Here is a 19,093-nt window from a genome sequence, read left to right as displayed (position 1 = left end):
CTTCGATTGCCCGAACGACAAGCGCGATACGTTCTCCGCACGCGCCGGGCCTGATCCTGCCAGACCGTTCGAGTTCGGCGAGCCCATGCAGCGCTGACCAAAAAGTCTCGCCGCCCGGTCGATCCGCCTGCCGCTTCCTGGAGAGCGGTCGTGAGCTCCTTGAAACCCTCGACTGCGACGGCCGCCACAATCGCATCCCTGTTCTCGAAGTGCGAGTAGAGAACCGGTTGACTGTCTTCGATCTCATCGGCCAGCTGACGGATAGTAACGGATTCCGGGACTCCAGACACCTCGCGTCGATCTCAGTCTTTCTTGCACTGATTGCCGTCGCATCCTTCTTGACCTGAGGCTTCGTATTGCTGGTGCGGCCTCAGAACGTCACGTTCGTCCGCACGCCGGCGACGATCTCGTCGCGGAGCACGTGAATTGAATTGTTCGGGTCGAGGATGCCGCCTCCCGGATCGAACACGAACTGCGCGTCCGGTTGCAACTGCAACCACGGAGTGAGTTGCCCCTGATAGGTGAGTTCGATCAGCGTCTCGGTGCCGTTCGAAGGGACGCTCCGGCTGGACCGCCGGCGTAGAGGTCGTAGGTCGGCACCAGCGGCCAGCCTGCCATCGTATTGACGAACAAGCCCGAGTATTTGCTGGTGATGAATTCCTGGTCGAGGCTCTGCTGGCCGATCTTGATGTCGAACGCCTTGCGATCGAAGGACTGATCGTACCACAGCTCCCATGGCCGCGTGGCATCGTCCGCCTCGTCGCCGTTCGCGGTCTGGAGCTCGTAGAGGTAGTAGGGACTGAGAGGCTGTCCGTGGATTTGCAGCGCGCTCGCGTTGAACCTGCTACCGGGCAACCCCTACGCGTTCGTGTCCAGCTGCAGGGTAGCCGTCGTCACCCCCTGCATGGTGGCGCCCTGCCTGACGCCGCCTGAAACGTTACCCGGCAGGTTCTCGGCGTCCTGGATGCCGAGCGTCACGCCGTCCTGAACGACCGCGAGGCGGACTCCGCCCCAATCGCCGAGCAGGTTGTTGCTGGTCCATACGTTGTAGCCCGACTGGGCGGCGGCGCTGCTGCGGCTTCACCCGGCGCGCAACGGAATTCGCCATGGTGGCGTCAGGTCTTCAGCCGGTAGCCGGTGCGGAATATCCACCAAAGCACGGCGATGCAGAGTGCCATGAAGACCCCTGTGAAGGCGAGGCTGACGCCGACGCTGACATCGCCCGAGCCATAGAAGCTCCACCGGAAGCCGCTGACCAGATAGATCACGGGGTTGAACAGGCTGAGCGTCCGCCATGGCTGCGGCAGCATGTCGATGGAGTAGAACGCGCCGCCGAGGAAGGTTAGCGGCGTCACCACCAGAGCCGGGATGATGGCGAGCTGCTCGAAACTGCCTGCCCAGATGCCGATGATGAACCCGAACAGACTGAAGGCGAGCGAGGTGAGCACGAGGAAGGCGACCATCCAGACCGGATGCATGATGTGGACGGGAACGAAGAACGTCGCCGTTGCCAGGATGATGAGCGACAGCAGTATCGCCTTGCTTGCGGCGGCGCCGACGTAGCCGATGACCACTTCGCCAAAGGATAGTGGCGCGGAGAGAACTTCGTAAACCGTACGCGTAAATTTCGGGAAGTAGATGCCAATCGAGGCGTTCGAGATGCTTTGGGTAAGCAGCGACAGCATGATGAGGCCGGGCACGAGAAACGCACCGTACTGGACGCCGCCGACCTGCCGCATCCGCGACCCGATAGCGCCGCCGAACACGATGAAGTAGAGCGCCGTGGTGATCACGGGGGTCGCTACGCTTTGCCAGATGGTCCGCACCATCCGGCTCATCTCCGAGCGGTAGATCGCCCCTACGCCGCGAAGATTGATCATGCGTGTGCTTGTCCGATCAGGCTGACGAAAATGTCCTCGAGCGAGCTACGGCTTGTGTCGAGGTCGTTGAACTCGATCCCAAGCTCGCCGAGGCGGTGCAGCAAAGCGGATATCCCGGCATCCTGGGCGTTGGCATCGAAGCTGTAGACGAGCCGGCGGCCCTCGTCCTCCAGCGTCAGCGGCCAGTTGTCGAGCCCTGGCGGTACGCCCGTCATCGGCTGCTGAAGTGAGAGCGCCAGCCGCCGCTTGCCGAAGCGGCGCATGAGAGTGGCGGTTTCTTCGACCAGCAGGAGACGCCCACGGTCGATGACGCCGACGCGGTCGGCCATCTCCTCGGCTTCCTCGATGTAGTGCGTGGTGAGAATGATGGTGACGCCGCGGTCCCGCAGTCGGCGGACAAGCGCCCACATGTCGCGCCGGAGCGCCACATCGACGCCGGCCGTCGGCTCGTCGAGAAAGAGGATGTCCGGCTCATGGCTGAGCGCCTTGGCAATCATCACCCGCCGCTTCATCCCGCCGGAAAGTTCGATGATCCGGCTGTCCCGCTTGTCCCACAGCGAGAGGTCGCGCAGCAGCTGTTCGAGGTAGGCCGGATCGGGCTTTTTCCCGAACAGTCCGCGGCTGAAACGCACTGTGGCCCAGACCGGGCTGAAGACGTCGACCGCCATTTCCTGCGGCACGAGGCCCACTATTGCGCGCGCGGCCCGGTAGTCGCGGATGACGTCGTGGCCGTCGATTACCACCGTCCCGGCACTCAGGGTGACCGTGCCGCAGATGATGCTGATGAGCGTCGTCTTGCCGGCGCCGTTGGGGCCGAGGAGCGCGAAGATTTCGCCCCTTTCGAGCGTGAGGTCGACCGCTGCAAGGGCGGTGAGGCCCGACTTGTAGGTCTTGCCGACGCCGGAGATCGTGATGATTGGCGACATGGACGCTCCGCTTGCCCCAATTGGCGTGCGGGCTATAGCGTGAAGACGGTGGGCTGTCTCGCGCACGCCTTGTTCGGGCAGGTCCCGACCGCACATCAAGCCGGCCGGATCATCCTAGCCGGGCAGAGGAGGAACGCCATGCCGATAGAGGTTCAGGTCGGGCCGCCGCAGATCGCCATCCATCAGGGCCAGACGGTTCTAATTTCGGAGGAGGACGGTCAGGTCGCCTGGCCAACCGACAAAGGGCTATACTTCCTCGACACGCGGTTGATCAGCGCATGGTCGATCTATGCCAATGGCGAACCCTGGGTTCTGCTGAACGGCGGCGCGATCGCCTACTATGCCTCGCGCGTCTTCCTCACCAATGGCGACTTTCTGTCGCAAAACGGTCTCGTTCCGGCCCGCAGCCTTGCGCTCACCATCAGCCGCGAGATTGACGGCGGCATGCACGAGGATCTCGACGTCACGAACTACGGCGGCTCGCCCGCGCGCTTCAGCCTCGAGGTGTCGCTGCGCTGCGACTTCGCTGACACCTTTGAAGTTAAATCCAACAAGATCGTCCGCCGCGGCCAGATCAGCACGATGTGGGAGCCGGACAAGCAGGTGCTGTCGAACACCTACCGGAACGGCGACTTCGTCCGTGCCGTGACCGTGACCGCGGAGAAAGCGCCCGCGCTTTACGCCAACGGCCGCCTTGCTTTCGAGGTCGATCTGGAACCTGGAGCCGCCTGGCACTGCTGCCTGAAATACGAGCTGACAGATGGCGAGAAGCACTTCAGGGCGCCGGCCGATTGCGTGGCGCACGACGCGGAGAGCCGGCATGCCGAGAGCCTGCGTGACTGGCAGAAGCGCGTATTGAAGATCAGCACCTCGAACGAGGAATACTACCGGTTTTTCCATCAGGCCGTTAACGACATGGCCGCGCTCCGCCTGCAGATCGGCGACGCGGACGAGATGGAGTTCATGCCGGCCGCCGGACTACCGTGGTTCATGGCGCCGTTCGGGCGCGACAGCCTCATCGTCTCGCTGCAGAACCTCATGGTCTATCCGGCCTTCGCCCATGGCGCGCTCAAGGTCCTCGGGCGTCTGCAGGCGACGGAACGGGACGACTACCGTGATGCCGAGCCCGGCAAGATCATGCACGAACTTCGTTACGGCGAACTCGCGCACTTCAAGCTGATCCCTCACACGCCATACTACGGCACGGCGGACGCTACGCCCCTGTGGTTGATTACCCTCCACGCAACGTGGCGGGCCACGGGGGACCGCGGTCTGCTCGAGCGGCACATGGAAACCGCAGAACGCTGCCTGAGGTGGATCGATGCGTCCGGCGACCTCGACGGCGACGGCTTCCAGGAATACCAGACGCGATCCTCCGCCGGTTATGAGAACATGGGCTGGAAGGATAGCGGCGACGCCGTGATGTATCCGGACGGACGCCTCGTCCGCGGCCCCAAGGCGCTCTGCGAGTTGCAAGGCTACGTTTATGACGCCTGGACGCGTATGGCGCGGATCTACGCGGCGCTCGGAGACGACGGGCGTGCCGCCGAGTTGAACGCGAAGGCTGCGCGACTGTTCGAGCAGTTCAACAGCACGTTTTGGGACGAGGCGAGCGGCACCTACGCCTACACGCTGGACGGCGAGAAAAACCCGGTCATGTCGGTCGCCTCCAACCCCGGCCATTGCCTGTGGTCGGGGATAGTTCCTCCCGAGCGGGCGAAGCGCGTCATGGAGCGGCTGACGGCGCCCGACATGTGGTCGGGCTGGGGCATCCGCACGCTCTCCGCTAAGCACAAGTCGTTCAACCCGTACGCCTACCAACTGGGCGCGGTTTGGCCGCATGACAACTCAATCATTGCCTTTGGGTTCAAACGCTATGGTTTCGGCGCGGAAGCCGCTTCGGTGGCGCGGGACATCAGCCGGGCCGCGAGCTACTTCCGCAACAGCCAGCTGCCCGAGCTGTACGCCGGCACACAACGGGACGGAACCAACTTCCCGGTGCAGTATCTTGGCGCCAACGTACCGCAGGGCTGGGCGGCGGGCTCCGCCTTCATGCTCCTCCAGGCCATGCTGGGCCTTGTTGCCGACGCGCCGCACGGCAAGCTGTACATCGACCCCGGGTTGCCGGCCTGGATGCCGGACGTGACGCTGACCGACCTGGACATGGGCAGTCAGCGCTTCTCCATCCGCTTCCGGCGAGAGGGTGACACCACAGTGCATGAGGTGCTGGCGGGGGATCCTGGCAGCGTAGAACGCCTGGCCTTCGGCGATGCGCTTTCGCTTTGAGCCACTATGCGTCGTAGTAAGGCGGGAAGGTCAGGCGAGCATCGAGCCGGTCTCGATGAAGCGCTGATGCCAGGACAGCGCTTCCTTGAGAAGCGACGGCGACTGTTGGCCATAGGAACCTTGGCGTGCCCGCGTGTAGTAATCCATCAGCGCCGGGCGATATCGAGGATGTGCACAGTTCGCGATGATCACCTCGGCCCGCTGCTTCGGTGACAATCCGCGCAGATCCGCCAACCCTTGTTCTGTCACGATCACCTGCACGTCTTGCGTTATGTGATCGACATGCGAGGCCTGCGGCACGATGGCGGATATGGCGCCGCCACGAGCGGTGGATGGCGTCATGAAAATCGAGATGTAGGCGTTTCGTGCGAAGTCTCCCGACCCGCCGATGCCGTTGTAGATCCGCGAACCCATGATGTGGGTCGAATTGACGTTGCCGTAGATGTCCGCCTCGATCAGCCCGTTCATGGCGAGGCAGCCAAGGCGCCTGATCAGCTCAGGATGATTGCTGATCTCCTGGGGACGAAGAATGATCTTGTTGCGGAACCGCGCCATCTCGGCGTTGAGGCGCGCGGCGGCTTCCCGGCTGAGCGAGAAACCGGTCGCAGAGGCGATTTCAACCTTCCCGGCCGACAGGAGATCGAGCATTCCATCCTGAATGACCTCCGTGAAAGCCGTCATCCCCTCGAAGGGACCGTCGAGCAGGGCCGACATCACCGCGTTCGTGATGTTGCCAACGCCCGATTGCAGAGGCAACAACGTGGCCGGCAGGCGACCCTTGGCGACTTCATGGCGATAGAACTCCAGAAGATGTCCGGCGATGCCCCGCGCTGCAACATCGGGCTCAGTGAAGGGGAGGTTGCGGTCAGGGGCATCGGTCTCGACGATCGCGACGATCTTGGCCGGATCACAACGCAGATGCGGCTCGCCGATACGGTCGCCGGGATGAACGAGCGGAATGGGCCGGCGATGAGGCGGCAACGCCGTGCCGTAGTAAATGTCGTGCATGCCGTCGAGCGCCGGATCCTGCCAGCGGTTCACCTCGAGGATCACCTGGCTCGCGCGATCAAGCCAGGTCTTGTTGTTGCCGACAGACGAGGACGCGATGAGAGAGCCATCCGCAGCGATACCGGCGACTTCGATCAGGGCCGTATCCAGCGGGCCGAGGAATCCCTGCCAGGCCATGGGAGCGACCTGGCTGAGGTGCATGTCGAAATATTCCATCTGCCCGCTATTGATCTTCTCGCGCGCAACGGGGTCGGAGTTGTAGGGCAGCCGGAACTCGATACCGTCGGCGGCGGCCAGGGCGCCATCGAGTTCCGGGCCGGTCGACGCGCCGGTCCAGACCCGCAGCCGGAAGGCCCTCCCTGCCGCGTGCTGCGCCTTGATCCGTGCTGCGAGGGCCTGCGGCACGGCCTTCGGGTAGCCCGAGCCGGTGAAGCCGCTCATCCCGACCGTGGTTCCGGTGTCGATCAGAGCCGCCGCATCCTCGGCGGACATGATCTTCTCCAGCAGCGCAGGGCAGCGAATGCGAGTGCTTGCACGATCTTTGACGGCCGACATTGCGGCTTCCCCCGGGTTTTAATGGACGAGCCTGCGCTCGACCTGGGGAGGCCGCTTTGATCAGGATCAAAGGAGCCGAATTTGCTCTCAGGCGCCTTGTGGCCGCGCCGCCTCCGGCTTCAGCCGATAGATGCGCCGTGCGTTGAGGCTGAAAAGCCGCTCCCGTTCGTCATCGGTGCAGCTCGAGGTGAGTTCATGCGTCGCCTGTACCCACCGGGTCAGATCAGCGGTGAGCGTGCACACTGGCCAGTCGCTGCCCCAAACGACGCGGTCCCAGCCGAAGGCATCGATGCAGTGCTCGACGTAGGGGCGCAGGTCGGCCGTGGTCCAGTCCTCTCCCGCATAGGCGACCACGCCGGAAATCTTGCAGGCGACATTGGGCAATGCGGCCAGCTGTCTGATCCCGTCGCGCCAAGGATCAAGGGCTCGTGCCGCGATATCCGGAACGCCACAATGGTCCAGCACGAACCGGACATTGGGGCAGACACGCGCGAGCCGGATCGCGATGGGCAGTTGCCGGCCGAGCACGCAGAGGTCGAAGCTGAGGTCGTGCCCAGCGAGGCGTCGCAGGTTCTCGGCGAAGACCGGCGCCAGAGACAACTCATCCGGCGACTGATGCAGAATGCGCCGTAGGCCGCGGACGAACGGATTGGCCGCAATCCGCTCGAGGCTCGTGGGGAAGTCGGGGTTTTCCGGCCGGCAGGAAGCGATCGCCGCCGCGACCGGCGGCCCGAGCCCGGCGACGAAGGCGGTCTCGGCCTCCTGATCCTCGGTTGCGACATCGACCTCCATGTGAATCGCCGCCTCGATGCCAAGTTTGGCTGCCTCCGCAAGATACTCCCGCAGCGGGAAGTCACGGCTGAGCTTCGGCACGTCCGCGATCCAGGGATATCGAAGACGGTCGTGGTAGATCAGATGAAGATGCGTATCGATGATCGGCGGCGTCATCCCGCGTGACCTCCCTGTCCTTGACGGCCCCGCTACAGAGGGCACGTTGCACAGGGCATGTTAGAGAGGGCTCACGCCTTCCATCGACAAGAAAAGGATTGCCACATGGGAAGCCTGACCGGAAAGACCGCCCTCATCACCGCCGCGGCACAGGGCATTGGCCTCGCATCGGTCGAGGCCTTCGTGACTGCAGGCGCCCGCGTGATCGCGACGGATATCGACGACGGGAAGCTCGCGGCACTCGAGGGCAGCGCCGAAACCCACCGGCTCGACGTTCTCGATGGAGCGGCAGTCACGAGGCTTATCGAAGGTCTCGGCAGGATCGACGTGCTCTTCAACTGCGCCGGCGTCGTTCATAACGGCACGGTGCTGGAGGCGACGGATGATGACCTGGATTTCGCATTCAACCTCAACGTCAAGGCGATGGTGCGAACCATACGGGCGGTGCTGCCGGGAATGCTGGAGCGGCGCGATGGCGTCATCATCAACATGGCTTCAGTCGCCAGCAGCGTGAAGGGCGTGCCGTCGCGCTTCGTATACGGCGCGACCAAGGCGGCCGTGGTCGGCCTCACCAAATCCGTCGCGGCGGATTATGTGGCGCAGGGAGTACGCTGCAACGCCATCTGCCCAGGCACGGTCGATTCGCCCTCCTTGCAGCAGCGTCTGCGCGCCGGCGGCGACTACGAGGCGACACGTGCCGCCTTCATCGCCCGCCAGCCGATCGGGCGGATCGGCCGGCCGGAGGAGATCGCGGACCTCGCCGTCTATCTGGCGACGGCGACCTACACGACGGGCCAGATCCACGTCATCGACGGCGGCTGGGTCACCTGATCCGCCGGCCTCTACACCGGTAGTTCGGTTCCGCTAACGCGGCGGTGCGCCGAGGCAGCCGCGCACCAGGGCGGCGAAGGCGCGGGCGCGATGGCTTGTCGCCGTCTTCCGCGCCGGGTCCATCTCGCTATAGGTTTCATCCTCGCCATGCGGCTGGAACATCGGGTCATAGCCGAAGCCTCGGCCTCCGCGTGGCGGCCAAACCCGCTGGCCTTCGACCCGGCCCTCGAATAGCTCGAAGTGGCCGTCAGGCCAGGCGAGGCAGAGCACCGAGATGAAGTAGGCGCTGCGATCCGCCGCCGCTCCCGCTTCGTCATGGACGCGCTGCATGGCGGCGAGGAAATCCTTGTTCGGCCCTGCCCATCGCGCGGAGTAGATCCCAGGCGCGCCATCTAGCGCGCCGACGCAGAAGCCGCTGTCGTCCGCGAGCGCCGGCAAGCCGCTTGCCCCTGCTGCCGCCTGCGCCTTCAGCCGGGCGTTGCCGGAGAAAGTCGGCTCGGTCTCGTCCGGCTCAGGCAGGCCGAGGTCGCCTGCTGAAACCACGTGGATGTCCCACGGCTCCAGCAGCACCCGGATCTCAGAAAGCTTGCCCTGATTGTGGCTCGCCAGCACCAGCCGCGTGCCAGGGTCGAGCGGCCGCGCCATCAGGCGGTCCTCGCAGCGGAGGCCTCGATGGCATCGGTCTGAGCGGCAAACAACTGTCGCGTGCCGGCGCGGGCAAGGGCCATCAGAGCCAGATACGAGGAATCTGAGAACGGCGCCTTCTCGGCCGTCGCCTGGATTTCGACGATGCCGCCATCCGCCGTCAGCACGAAGTTGGCATCGGCGTCGGCCCCTGAGTCTTCGGCGTAATCCAGATCGAGCACAGGCTCGCCGGCGACGATGCCGCAAGAGACGGCGGCAACCTGGCCGCGCAGCGGAACCGAGGCGATGACGCGATGTGCCACCAGGTGACGGAAGGCGAGGACAAGCGCCACATAGGCGCCGGTAATGGCGGCGCAGCGGGTGCCGCCGTCTGCATTCAGCACGTCGCAGTCGAGCGTGATCGACATCTCCCCCATGGCCGCGCGATCTACCACGGCGCGCAGCGAACGGCCGATGAGGCGCTGAATCTCCTGCGTGCGGCCGGATTGCTTGCCGCGCGCGGCCTCGCGATCTCCTCGCGTATGGGTGGCGCGCGGCAGCATGCCGTATTCGGCGGTCACCCAGCCCATCCCCTGATTGCGCAGGAACGGCGGCACCCGGCTCTCGACGCTTGCCACGCACAGAACCTCGGTCCCGCCCATTCGGATAAGCGCCGAACCCTCCGCATGATGGGCGAAACCCGTTGTGATTGAAACGGGACGCAGCAGGTCGGCGGCGCGGCCGGATGCTCGCATAAAGGTGCCCTTCAGAAACGGCGTGATCGGTGGCCGGCAGCCTTAGCCGCAGACGCTATGCGACGCCACCCTGTGCGGAAGACCGGCCTTGAGGCAGGAGCAGCCAACGCCGCTTTCCTACGCTAGGGCGGGTCTGGGGGCTTCTTTCAGAAAGAACTGTCGGCAACACTCTTTCAGAGTCGGCCCAGCGCGGTATGATCGGGCAAGAAACTCTAATAATCGGGTCAATCCTTGAGCCAGCCTGGGAGTACGTCACGGCCACGCGTGCATCGGGGTGTTGTCGATACCCTCGCCCGCCGCATCATGTCAGGGCGGATCCAGCCCGGAGAGGGCCTGCCGAACACCCAGGACCTGAGCGCGGAGTTGGGGGTCAGCCGCTCGGCGCTACGGGAGGCAATCAAGGTTCTTGGGGCCAAAGGGATGCTGGAGGTCAGGCCTCGCACTGGAACGCGCGTTTTGCCGCGATCCAGCTGGAACCTGATGGACCCGGAGTTGCTCGGTTGGTGCGGTCCGGCGCTGGACGACGACCTTGTCCGGAGCCTGCTGGAGTGCCGTCAGCTCATCGAGCCTGGCGCGGCGGCATTGGCCGCCCAGCGCGCAACCGGGCTTCAACTGGCGGCCATCGAGGCCGCACTGGAGCGGATGGCCCAGGCGGCGTCGCTCGACGAACGGGTTGAAGCGGATCTCGAATTTCACGTCGCCGTGCTGCGCGCGAGCGGCAATCTGTTTATCGCGCAATGGGCCTTGGCCGTGTCCTCGGTGCTACTGGTAGCCTTCCGGCTATCGACCGGCGCATCGGATTCCTATGACGTTGCCTTCTCCGCACATCGGGATGTCGTGGAGGCGATCCGGATGCGCGATGCTCCCGGCGCCGACCGGGGAATGCGCGTGGTGCTCGGGACTATGGCTCATGATCTGCGATTGGACGCGAAATAGAGCCAGCACTACGCGCCCGTCATCTATTCAGATGCAGCCTGAATAGCCGCTCTCCACCTCGTGCTGCATACCGCCGGGAATGAATGCTATGTGCCGGGCAGTTGTTCCAGTTTGGCATGCCTTACCCAAATCATCATCTAACAGGACGGTTGAGCTCTACCGAGCACCATCCCGCGCCGGATTTGAGTTGGAATTCGGCCACACACGATGGAGAGTAAAATGAAGAATTTGATGATCGCGGCCGTGGCTGCTGTGACTTTGGGCATGAGCGGGGCGGCCTTTGCCGGCAGCCCGCTGTATCCGCAGAATGACCACCACCAGCAGGTTTCTCGCAACGATGTGGTTCTGCCGAGCCAGCGTCCCAGCTACCTCGCTCGCAATAGCGTCGTATTGCCGAGCCAGCGCCCGAGCTACCTCGCTCGCAATAGCGTCGTGCTGCCGAGCCAGCGCCCAAGCTACCTCGCCCGCAACAGCGTCGTATTGCCGAGCCAGCGCCCGAGCTATCTGGCGTAAGTTCGAGCGGCCCGACAGAGGCGGCTCTTAGCCTACCTGGAACCAATAATGCCCCTGGCCCCGGCCGGGGGTTCTGCGTTTAACAGCACTGATGCGTGGTTAAGCTATTCGGTTCGCATGATCCGGCGCGGCTGCATCAACTGCAAATAGTGCCACCGGGAGCGGAAAGCGGCGCCGGTTTGGGGCGTGGGCTTGGCACGCGCCACGTCGGGGATTAGAGACAGAGCCCCGCGCAGCTGTGCGGATGCATCTCCAGGCAGGCGCAATGGCATTGACGACTCGGACTTTCTTTTTTGTGGGGCGTGGCATCGGCGTCGGCGCCTTGCTCGGCGCGATGGCTTTGGCCGCCTGCTCGAATACGCCGTCAACACCCGCTGACCCCACAGTGCTCAACGGCGACCAGACCGTTGGGCCAGGAAACCATGACAGTGGCGGCGGATTGTTCGGCGCCGACGGACTGGCCTTCGGCATCAACAAAAACCCTCATGCCAATGCTACGGGCTCCGGCGCAGGAATCGGAGTAAATGCCTATCTCTGGCGAGGAGCACTCGACACCCTCTCCTTCATGCCGCTCGCCTCTGCTGATCCCTTTGGCGGTGTGATCATTACCGACTGGTACCAGCCGCCCGGCGATGCGGCCGAGCGCTACAAGGCAACCGCATACATCCTCGGCCAGGATCTGCGCGCCGATGGCGTGCGCGTTTCTGTCTTCAAGCAGGTTTCCCAGAACGGTCAGTGGGTCGATGCCGAGATCGCGCCAGGCACCAACGAAGACATTGAGGACAAGGTGCTCGCCAGGGCGCGTCAGCTTCGCGTGCAGGCGGCGACCAATTAAGGCACACCTCTTTCTTAGCCCCGCCGGGCGAGGAAAGAAGTGAGACAGTCGGCCTGTAACCGCTAGCGAGCCGCGACTTGCCCCGTTGCGGGCGGTGTCGCATAGACACGCCATGACCGAACAAGCCCCGTCCGACCTGACGCCGTCTCGATACGATTTTCAGACCGCCGAGCCGCTATGGCAGCAGGAATGGGACCGTCGCGCCTGCTTCTCGGTCGCTGACGTGCCCACCGACGACCGGCCGAAATACTACGTGCTGGAGATGTTTCCCTACCCTTCCGGCAAGATCCATATGGGTCATGTCCGCAACTACACGCTCGGCGATGTTGTGGCTCGCTATCGACGTGCCCGCGGCTACAACGTACTCCACCCCATGGGTTGGGACGCCTTTGGTCTACCCGCCGAAAACGCGGCCCGCGAACGCCGCATCCACCCGGCGACATGGACCTGGACCAACATCCGGACCATGGGAACCGAGCTGAGGCGCATGGGCCTCTCCATCGACTGGTCGCGCGAGTTCGCCACCTGCCAACCCGAATATTACGGGCAGCAACAGCGCCTTTTCCTCGATTTCCTGGCCGCCGGCCTCGTCGAGCGGAAGGAGAGCTGGGTCAACTGGGACCCGGTTGATGGGACCGTTCTCGCAAACGAGCAGGTCATCGATGGCCGCGGCTGGCGTTCGGGCGCTCTGATCGAGAAAAAGAAACTGTCCCAGTGGTTCTTCGCCATTACCCGGTTCGCGCCGCAGCTGCTCGCCGCGTTGGATGAAATGGATCGCTGGCCCGAGCGGGTGAGGCTCATGCAGGCGAACTGGATCGGCCGCAGCGAAGGCGCCCGCATCCGGTTTCCGTTGACCGTTCCCCAGGAAGCCATCGATGTCGTGGAGGTCTACACGACGCGGCCAGATACGCTGTTCGGAATGTCCTTCCTGGCCCTCGCGCCCGAGCATCCGCTGGCACTCGCGTTTGGCGAGAGGGACGCTGGCGCGGCCGAGTTCATCGCCGAATGCCGCAGACTCGGCACCACAGCCGCCGCGATCGAGACGACGGAGAAGCGGGGCTATCCCACCGGCCTCTCCGTGCAGCACCCATTTCTGCCGGACCGGCAGGTTCCCGTGTGGATCGCCAACTTCGTGCTCATGGAATACGGCACCGGCGCGATCTTCGGCTGCCCGGCGCATGACCAGCGCGATTGGGACTTCGCCACCGCGTATGGCTTGCCCATCATCCCCGTTGTGCATCCGGTCAACGGCGAGCTGCCGCCAGACGAGGCCTACACCGGGCCTGGGACGTTGATGAACTCAGGCTTTCTCGATGGGCTGGAGGTGGAAGCCGGCAGACGCGCTGCCATCGAACGGCTGACCGAGCTTGGCTGGGGTCACGGCGAAATTAACTGGCGCCTGCGAGACTGGGGCGTCAGCCGCCAGCGGTATTGGGGCTGCCCCATCCCCGTCATCCATTGCGCCTCTTGCGGCGTCGTGCCGGTGCCGGCGGACCAGCTGCCCGTCGTGTTGCCGGATGACGTGACCTTCGACCTGCCGGGCAACCCGCTCGACCACCACCCAACGTGGAAACACGTGCCCTGCCCGCGCTGCGGGGCGGCTGCCACCAGAGAAACCGACACCTGCGACACCTTCGTCGACAGTTCATGGTATTTCGCGCGCTTCTGCTCACCAAATGCGCCGGAGCCGGTTTCACGTGAAGCAACCGACTACTGGATGCCGGTGGACCAGTACATCGGCGGCATCGAGCACGCGATCCTGCATCTCCTCTACGCCCGCTTCTTCACCCGCGCCATGCAGGCGACGGGGCAGGTCGGGGTGGCAGAGCCGTTCGCCGGTCTTTTCACTCAGGGCATGGTGACCCACGAGAGTTATCGCGGGCACGATGGGCGCTGGCTCTACCCAACCGAGGTCGAGCGCCGGACAGACGGCACCGCCGTCGTCATGGGCACCGATGAGCCGGTCACCATCGGCCGGATCGAGGCCATGTCGAAATCGAAGCGCAACACGATCGATCCGGGCGCCATCATCGACCGCTACGGGGCAGATACCGCGCGCTGGTTCATCCTCTCGGACAACCCGCCCGACCGCGACATGGAATGGACGGAGTCCGGGGTCGCCGGCGCCTACCGTTTCACCCAGCGGCTTTACCGCTTGGCCGAGAGCATCGTCGCAACGACACGGCTCGCCGCCAAGCCATCCGCCTCTGAGGAAGTGGGGGAAAGCTCGGCTGCCGCCCGCAGCCTGCGCCGCGCAACGCACCGCACCATCGCAGCAGTCACCGAGGCCTTGGAGAGCTTCAGCTTCAACAGCGCCGTCGCCCGCCTCTATGAACTTGCGGGTGCCATGACCCAAGCCGAGAAGGACGCCGCGGCGGCGCCTGCGGATCGCAGCCTCACGGCAGCACGAATCGAGGCCCTGGCGATGATGACCCGGCTTTCCGCGCCGATGATGCCGCATCTGGCGGAGGCGATGAATGCGCTGCTCCATGGCGCCGAGGCCAAGCTGGTTGCGGAGCAGCCCTGGCCGGAGGCCGAGCCTGAACTGACGACGGCGGAGACCGTGACGATTGCCGTGCAGGTGATGGGGAAGCTGAGAGGGACCGTTATCTTTCCGCCAGGAAGTTCGGCCTCGGACGTGATTGCCGCCGCCGAGGCCGAGCCGAATGTCGCGCGGCTGCTCGAAGGCCGGCAGATCGTCAAGCGCGTCCACGTGCCGGATCGCATCGTCAACTTCGTGCTCGCAGGCTGAACGAGCCATGACACTGCTTCTGAACCGTCGGCGTTTGCTAGGCCTCGGGGGCGCGGTTCTGGGCACCGGGCTCGCCAGCTCGCTAGTAGGCTGCTCGCCGCATCCGCTTTATGCGCCGGATGCTTTCGGCAACGGCGACCCGCAGGCGATGTCCGTGCAGGCGCAGCTGCGCCAGGTTCAGGTGGCGCTATTGCCGGAGCGCACCGGGCAGTTGCTGCGTGAAGCCCTGCAGAGCCGGCTGGAGGCCGGCGAAACGCCAGAATCCACGCGCTACAACCTCGCTGTGTCATTCGCAATCAGTCAGGTCGGACTTGGGATCCAGAGCGACAGCTCGATCACCTACATTCGGTTCATCGCGACCGCCCCCTGGTCGCTCACCGAACAGGATAGCCCCACGCACCAGATCCTCGTCAGCAACACGGCGCAGGCGGCGGACGACCTGAACACTTTCGACAACGCCCCTTTCGGTCAGGAGCTCGAGACAGGCACCGTCGACGCGCGGCTCGCCGACGCCATTGCCGACCAGATCGTAATCCGCCTCGCCCACTACTTCACGGTCAGCGGCCGCAAGCTGGAACAGGGCCGCAACAAGGCGCCCGTTTGAAACTCGACGGCCGGGACTTCGCCGGCCTGCTTCGCGACCCGTCCCGCGTGCGGGCGGTGCTGCTGCATGGGCCCGATGGCGGCCTTGTGCGCGAGCGCGGAGCCGAACTCGCCCGCGCCGCCGCCGGTTCGCTCGACGATCCGTTCCGCTTCGTCGAGCTGACACGGCCCGATCCGGGGACGCTAACGCTGGAAGCCACCGCGCAGTCCTTCAGCGGCGGCCGGCGTGTGCTGCGTGTTCGGGACGCCACGGATACGCTGGCAACGGCGCTTGCCGCCACCTGCCGCGACCGCGGCGGCTCGCTCATCATTCTGGAAGCGAACGAGCTTCCGCCGCGATCGAAGCTGCGCGGCTGGGCGGAGAAGGACACGCTCGCCGCCTCCCTCGCCTGCTATGCCGAGGAAGGTGCGGCGCTGAAGACGACGCTGCGTGGCCTGTTCGAGGCCGAGCATGTCGCTATCGCACCGGATGCGCTTGACTGGCTCGTTCAGCATGCGGGGGCGGATCGGGGCATCGTTCGGTCCGAGGTGGAGAAGCTGGCGCTCTTCGCCGGGGACGGCGGCCGGATCGATGTCGAGTCAGCTTTGCTGGTGGCCGGAGATCAGGCCGAGCTTTCAGTCGATGACGCCTTGTTCGCCGCCACGCGCGGCGCGCTCGCCGAGGCCGACCGTGCCGCGGCCATTGCCTTGGCCGAAGGCGCCTCCGCGGTGGGGCTCATCCGGGCCGCGCACTCCCATATGGATCGGCTGGCGCGTGTGGCGGCCGCGCGGGATGCCGGTGCTGCGGCGATGGAGGCCGTCAAGGCGCTGCGGCCGCCGATTTTCTTTCGGCGCGAGCGGGCAATGCTGGAGGCGGCCGAGATATGGAGATCGGCGGCCGTGGCCTCCCAGCAGCTGGCGCTACGGGAGGCCGAGATGCAGTGCAAACGGACCGGTCTGCCGGCAGAGGCCATCGCTCATGCGGCCGTGCTGGCGATCGCCCGCCGCGCCTGAGGCTGAAGGGCCGCTAGCGACTAATCGTCGAACGGGTCCGTGCTCTGGCGGTCGCCGACGAGAAAGGCGTCCGCCACGAGCCGCAGCGGCCTCACGTCGACATGCGATCGGCCTTCCGCCAAAAGTTGCGCCAACATGGTGTAGATGCGGGGGTATTCCTCTGGCGGCTTGTCGACGACCACGTCGCCGTTAACCGCCAGCTTCGCGCCACCCTCCGTGAGAACAAGCCGGGTGCCCTCGGTCGTTTCGGCGGATATCGTCCAGCTCTGCTCGCCCTCCTGCCGCCAGTCGAAGATCGCGGTCAGGCGACTCCCAGGAACCGGATCGGCAGTCGAGAAGGTGACTTCAGCGCCGATCGGCGTCTGCCGGTTGGCCGGCACCTCCAGCTTCGCGGCCGCGACAAAAATTGCCTCTGGCATGATCTCGGTCACGATCGACAGCGCGTTGATGCCGGGGTCGAACACACCGAAACCGCCCGGTTGCCAGATCCAGGCCTGGCCGGGATGCCAGCGACGAACATCCTCGCGCCAATCGACCTCCAGGCGGTGCAGTCGGCGACCGGCTAGCAGCCGCCGCGCCTCCTCCACGGCCGGATTGAACCGTGAATGCCACGTGGTGAACAACACCCGTCGCTCGGCGGTGGCGATAGCGGCCAGTTCGGCAATTTCACCCAGCGTTGCTGCCGGTGGCTTCTCGATCAGCACATCGCGGCCGGCGAGCAGAGCGGCGCGCGTCGTCTCGAACCTCCCACCGGCCGGAGGCGTGCATATTGCCACCAGCTTCACATCCGGCATCGCCTCGTAAAGCTCCTCCTGCGTGCGGAAGCTCGGAAGGTCGTGCACGGTCGCCCGGCGACCGCTCACGATCGCTGCGAGTTCGAAGTCGCCGTTGGCGAGGATCGACGGCACATGCTGGTCAATGGCAATCTTGCCCAGGCCGATGATGGCAATCTTGTGCGGCATGCGGTGAGCCTCCCTCAGAAAAGTCCGACGATCTGCCCGCTCTCGTCCAACCCGATGCTCTCTGCGGCGGGCACGCGCGGGAGGCCCGGCATGGTCATGATCGTGCCGGCAAGCGCCACTACAAATCCTGCTCCTGCCGCCAGCCGCACCTCGCGCACCGGAAGCCGATGGCCCAGCGGCGCGCCAAGCAGGGCCGGATCGGCGCTGAAGCTATACTGCGTCTTCGCGATGCAGACGGGAAGATGACCGTAACCCGCCGCCTCGATGGCCGCCAGCCGCTTGGCCGCAGCGGGCGTCAGGTCGATGCCGTCGGCCCGGTAGATCTCCCGGGCGACGGTCTCGATCTTTTCGGCGAGCGGCATCGCATCCGGATAAATGGGCGCGAAACGGGCATTGTCCTGGCGGATAAGCTCGATCACCGTCTCGGCCAGCGCCGCAGCACCTGCGGCGCCATCTGCCCAGTGCGTGCAGGGCACGAGCGTCACCCCGAGCGGCGACAGCAGATCGGCGAGCGCCCCGCGCTCCTCATCCGTGTCGCTGGTGAAGTGGTTGAGCGCCACCACGACGGGCAGACCGAATTTGCCGATGTTCTCGATGTGGCGGAGCAGGTTGCCAGCGCCTCTGCGCACCGCCTCGACATCCGCAGTGCCGAGAGCGTTCTTTGCCACGCCGCCGTGCATCTTCAGCGCCCGGATGGTGGCAACGATCACGGCGCAGGCCGGCTCCAGCCCCGCCTGCCGGCATTTGATGTCGAGGAACTTTTCGCCGCCGAGATCCGCGCCAAAGCCCGCCTCCGTCACAACGACATCGGCGAGGCTCAGCCCCAGTCGTGTTGCGATCACCGAGTTGCAGCCATGGGCGATGTTGGCGAAGGGGCCGCCATGCACCAGGGCGGGCGAACCCTCCAGGGTCTGCACCAGATTAGGCGCCAGCGCATCGCGTAGCAGTGCGGCCATCGCGCCGTCGGCCTTCAGGTCTCGCGCCGTCACGGCGCTCCCGTCACGGCGCTCGGCGACGACGATGCGGCCGAGCCTCTCCTGCAGGTCGTCGAGATCACGCGACAGGCAGAAGATCGCCATGACCTCGGAGGCGACCGTTATGTCGAACCCATCCTCGCGCGGCGCGCCGTTCGAGACGCCGCCGAGGCCGTCGACGATGGAGCGGAGAGCGCGGTCGTTCATGTCGAGCGCCCGGCGCCACCGGATGCGGCGCGGATCGATGCCGAGCGGGTTGTCCCAGAACAGGTGGTTGTCCAGCATCGCCGCCAGCAGGTTGTGCGCCGAGGTGATGGCGTGGAAGTCGCCGGTGAAATGCAGGTTGATCTGGTCCATCGGCGCGACCTGCGCCCGGCCGCCGCCCGTCGCCCCGCCCTTGATGCCGAAACACGGGCCGAGGCTCGGCTCCCGCAGGCAAATCATCGTCCGGGTGCCCTGACGGTTCAGCGCATCGCCGAGACCGATGGTCGTGGTCGTCTTGCCTTCGCCGGCGGGCGTCGGGCTGATGCCGGTGACGAGCACGAGCCGGCCTGGCGGGCGGGTTGCGCGCGAGGCCACGAAGTCCAGCCCGATCTTGGCCTTGAAGTGCCCGTAGGGTTCCAGCACTTCGGCCGGAATGCCGGCTTTCGCCGCGATCTCGCCGATCGGGCTGAGTGTCGCCGCTCGGGCGATAGCCTCGTCATGTCCCATC

At 65.3% G+C, this 19,093-nt stretch carries 18 protein-coding genes; 8 read left to right on the top strand and 10 right to left on the bottom strand.

The features are described 5' to 3' along the window. Positions 1 to 370: 370 nt before the first annotated feature. The 4 genes from ACOEQ1_RS16450 to ACOEQ1_RS16435 all read right to left on the bottom strand — a co-directional run bounded on the left by ACOEQ1_RS16450 (position 371) and on the right by ACOEQ1_RS16435 (position 2,806). Positions 371 to 532 (bottom strand): carbohydrate porin, encoded by a 162-nt coding sequence (locus ACOEQ1_RS16450; protein ID WP_419760727.1) that lies wholly within the window; start codon positions 530 to 532, stop codon positions 371 to 373. Then, positions 532 to 855: a carbohydrate porin gene (locus ACOEQ1_RS16445; RefSeq protein WP_419760306.1), complete on the bottom strand. Its 324-nt coding sequence runs from the start codon at positions 853 to 855 to the stop codon at positions 532 to 534. The genes ACOEQ1_RS16450 and ACOEQ1_RS16445 overlap by 1 nt, the downstream gene beginning before the upstream one ends. Before the next feature lie 260 nt (positions 856 to 1,115). Continuing rightward, complete coding sequence (locus ACOEQ1_RS16440; protein WP_419760305.1) at positions 1,116 to 1,880, bottom strand: ABC transporter permease; 765 nt, start codon at positions 1,878 to 1,880, stop codon at positions 1,116 to 1,118. Beyond that, complete coding sequence (locus tag ACOEQ1_RS16435) at positions 1,877 to 2,806, bottom strand: ABC transporter ATP-binding protein (RefSeq protein WP_419760304.1); 930 nt, start codon at positions 2,804 to 2,806, stop codon at positions 1,877 to 1,879. Before ACOEQ1_RS16435 ends, ACOEQ1_RS16440 begins: the two co-directional genes overlap by 4 nt. Before the next feature lie 138 nt (positions 2,807 to 2,944). Here ACOEQ1_RS16435 and ACOEQ1_RS16430 point away from each other — a divergent pair, with 138 nt between their 5' ends. Beyond that, positions 2,945 to 5,092: a glycogen debranching N-terminal domain-containing protein gene (locus tag ACOEQ1_RS16430; RefSeq protein WP_419760303.1), complete on the top strand. Its 2,148-nt coding sequence runs from the start codon at positions 2,945 to 2,947 to the stop codon at positions 5,090 to 5,092. Positions 5,093 to 5,122: 30 nt separating this feature from the next. Here the strand turns inward: ACOEQ1_RS16430 and ACOEQ1_RS16425 are convergent, their stop codons facing one another. Next, positions 5,123 to 6,655, bottom strand: a complete 1,533-nt coding sequence (locus tag ACOEQ1_RS16425) for an acetyl-CoA hydrolase/transferase family protein (RefSeq protein ID WP_419760302.1) — start codon at positions 6,653 to 6,655, stop codon at positions 5,123 to 5,125. Positions 6,656 to 6,742: 87 nt separating this feature from the next. Next, complete coding sequence (locus ACOEQ1_RS16420; RefSeq protein ID WP_419760301.1) at positions 6,743 to 7,603, bottom strand: amidohydrolase family protein; 861 nt, start codon at positions 7,601 to 7,603, stop codon at positions 6,743 to 6,745. 105 nt (positions 7,604 to 7,708) lie between these two features. Between ACOEQ1_RS16420 and ACOEQ1_RS16415 the strand changes: the two genes are divergently transcribed. Then, on the top strand, positions 7,709 to 8,434 hold the full coding sequence (locus ACOEQ1_RS16415; RefSeq protein WP_419760300.1) for an SDR family oxidoreductase: 726 nt from the start codon (positions 7,709 to 7,711) through the stop codon (positions 8,432 to 8,434). A gap of 33 nt (positions 8,435 to 8,467) precedes the next feature. On the opposite strand, the gene rdgB is transcribed toward ACOEQ1_RS16415, so the two are convergent. Then, entirely contained in the window at positions 8,468 to 9,079 is a 612-nt protein-coding gene (gene rdgB, locus ACOEQ1_RS16410) for an RdgB/HAM1 family non-canonical purine NTP pyrophosphatase (protein WP_419760299.1), read from the bottom strand. Beyond that, complete coding sequence (rph, locus tag ACOEQ1_RS16405) at positions 9,079 to 9,813, bottom strand: ribonuclease PH (protein WP_419760298.1); 735 nt, start codon at positions 9,811 to 9,813, stop codon at positions 9,079 to 9,081. Before rph ends, rdgB begins: the two co-directional genes overlap by 1 nt. Positions 9,814 to 10,044: 231 nt before the next feature. On the opposite strand from rph, the gene ACOEQ1_RS16400 reads away from it, so the two are divergent. The 6 genes from ACOEQ1_RS16400 to holA all read left to right on the top strand — a co-directional run bounded on the left by ACOEQ1_RS16400 (position 10,045) and on the right by holA (position 16,445). Further along, positions 10,045 to 10,749, top strand: a complete 705-nt coding sequence (locus ACOEQ1_RS16400; RefSeq protein ID WP_419760297.1) for a FadR/GntR family transcriptional regulator — start codon at positions 10,045 to 10,047, stop codon at positions 10,747 to 10,749. A 219-nt stretch (positions 10,750 to 10,968) separates the two neighbouring features. After that, positions 10,969 to 11,262 (top strand): hypothetical protein, encoded by a 294-nt coding sequence (locus tag ACOEQ1_RS16395; protein WP_419760296.1) that lies wholly within the window; start codon positions 10,969 to 10,971, stop codon positions 11,260 to 11,262. Positions 11,263 to 11,506: 244 nt separating this feature from the next. Beyond that, positions 11,507 to 12,097 carry a DUF3576 domain-containing protein gene (locus tag ACOEQ1_RS16390; RefSeq protein WP_419760295.1) on the top strand — a complete coding sequence of 197 codons (591 nt, stop codon included), beginning with the start codon at positions 11,507 to 11,509 and terminating at the stop codon, positions 12,095 to 12,097. Between the two features lie 112 nt (positions 12,098 to 12,209). Then, positions 12,210 to 14,849, top strand: coding sequence for a leucine--tRNA ligase (gene leuS, locus ACOEQ1_RS16385; protein WP_419760294.1), 2,640 nt, complete (start codon positions 12,210 to 12,212; stop codon positions 14,847 to 14,849). Positions 14,850 to 14,856: 7 nt separating this feature from the next. After that, positions 14,857 to 15,453: a hypothetical protein gene (locus tag ACOEQ1_RS16380; RefSeq protein ID WP_419760293.1), complete on the top strand. Its 597-nt coding sequence runs from the start codon at positions 14,857 to 14,859 to the stop codon at positions 15,451 to 15,453. Next, positions 15,450 to 16,445 (top strand): DNA polymerase III subunit delta, encoded by a 996-nt coding sequence (gene holA, locus ACOEQ1_RS16375; protein WP_419760292.1) that lies wholly within the window; start codon positions 15,450 to 15,452, stop codon positions 16,443 to 16,445. The genes ACOEQ1_RS16380 and holA overlap by 4 nt, the downstream gene beginning before the upstream one ends. Positions 16,446 to 16,465: 20 nt before the next feature. On the opposite strand, the gene ACOEQ1_RS16370 is transcribed toward holA, so the two are convergent. After that, positions 16,466 to 17,407 carry a Gfo/Idh/MocA family protein gene (locus tag ACOEQ1_RS16370; protein ID WP_419760291.1) on the bottom strand — a complete coding sequence of 314 codons (942 nt, stop codon included), beginning with the start codon at positions 17,405 to 17,407 and terminating at the stop codon, positions 16,466 to 16,468. Between the two features lie 14 nt (positions 17,408 to 17,421). Continuing rightward, positions 17,422 to 19,092, bottom strand: a complete 1,671-nt coding sequence (locus tag ACOEQ1_RS16365) for a formate--tetrahydrofolate ligase (protein ID WP_419760290.1) — start codon at positions 19,090 to 19,092, stop codon at positions 17,422 to 17,424. Position 19,093 lies beyond the last annotated feature (1 nt).

This window comes from Acidisoma sp. (genome assembly GCF_965199065.1).
GTDB lineage: Bacteria > Pseudomonadota > Alphaproteobacteria > Acetobacterales > Acetobacteraceae > Acidisoma.
The sequence above is the reverse complement of the archived record's forward strand: the minus strand, read 5'-3'. Positions and strand labels throughout refer to the sequence as shown.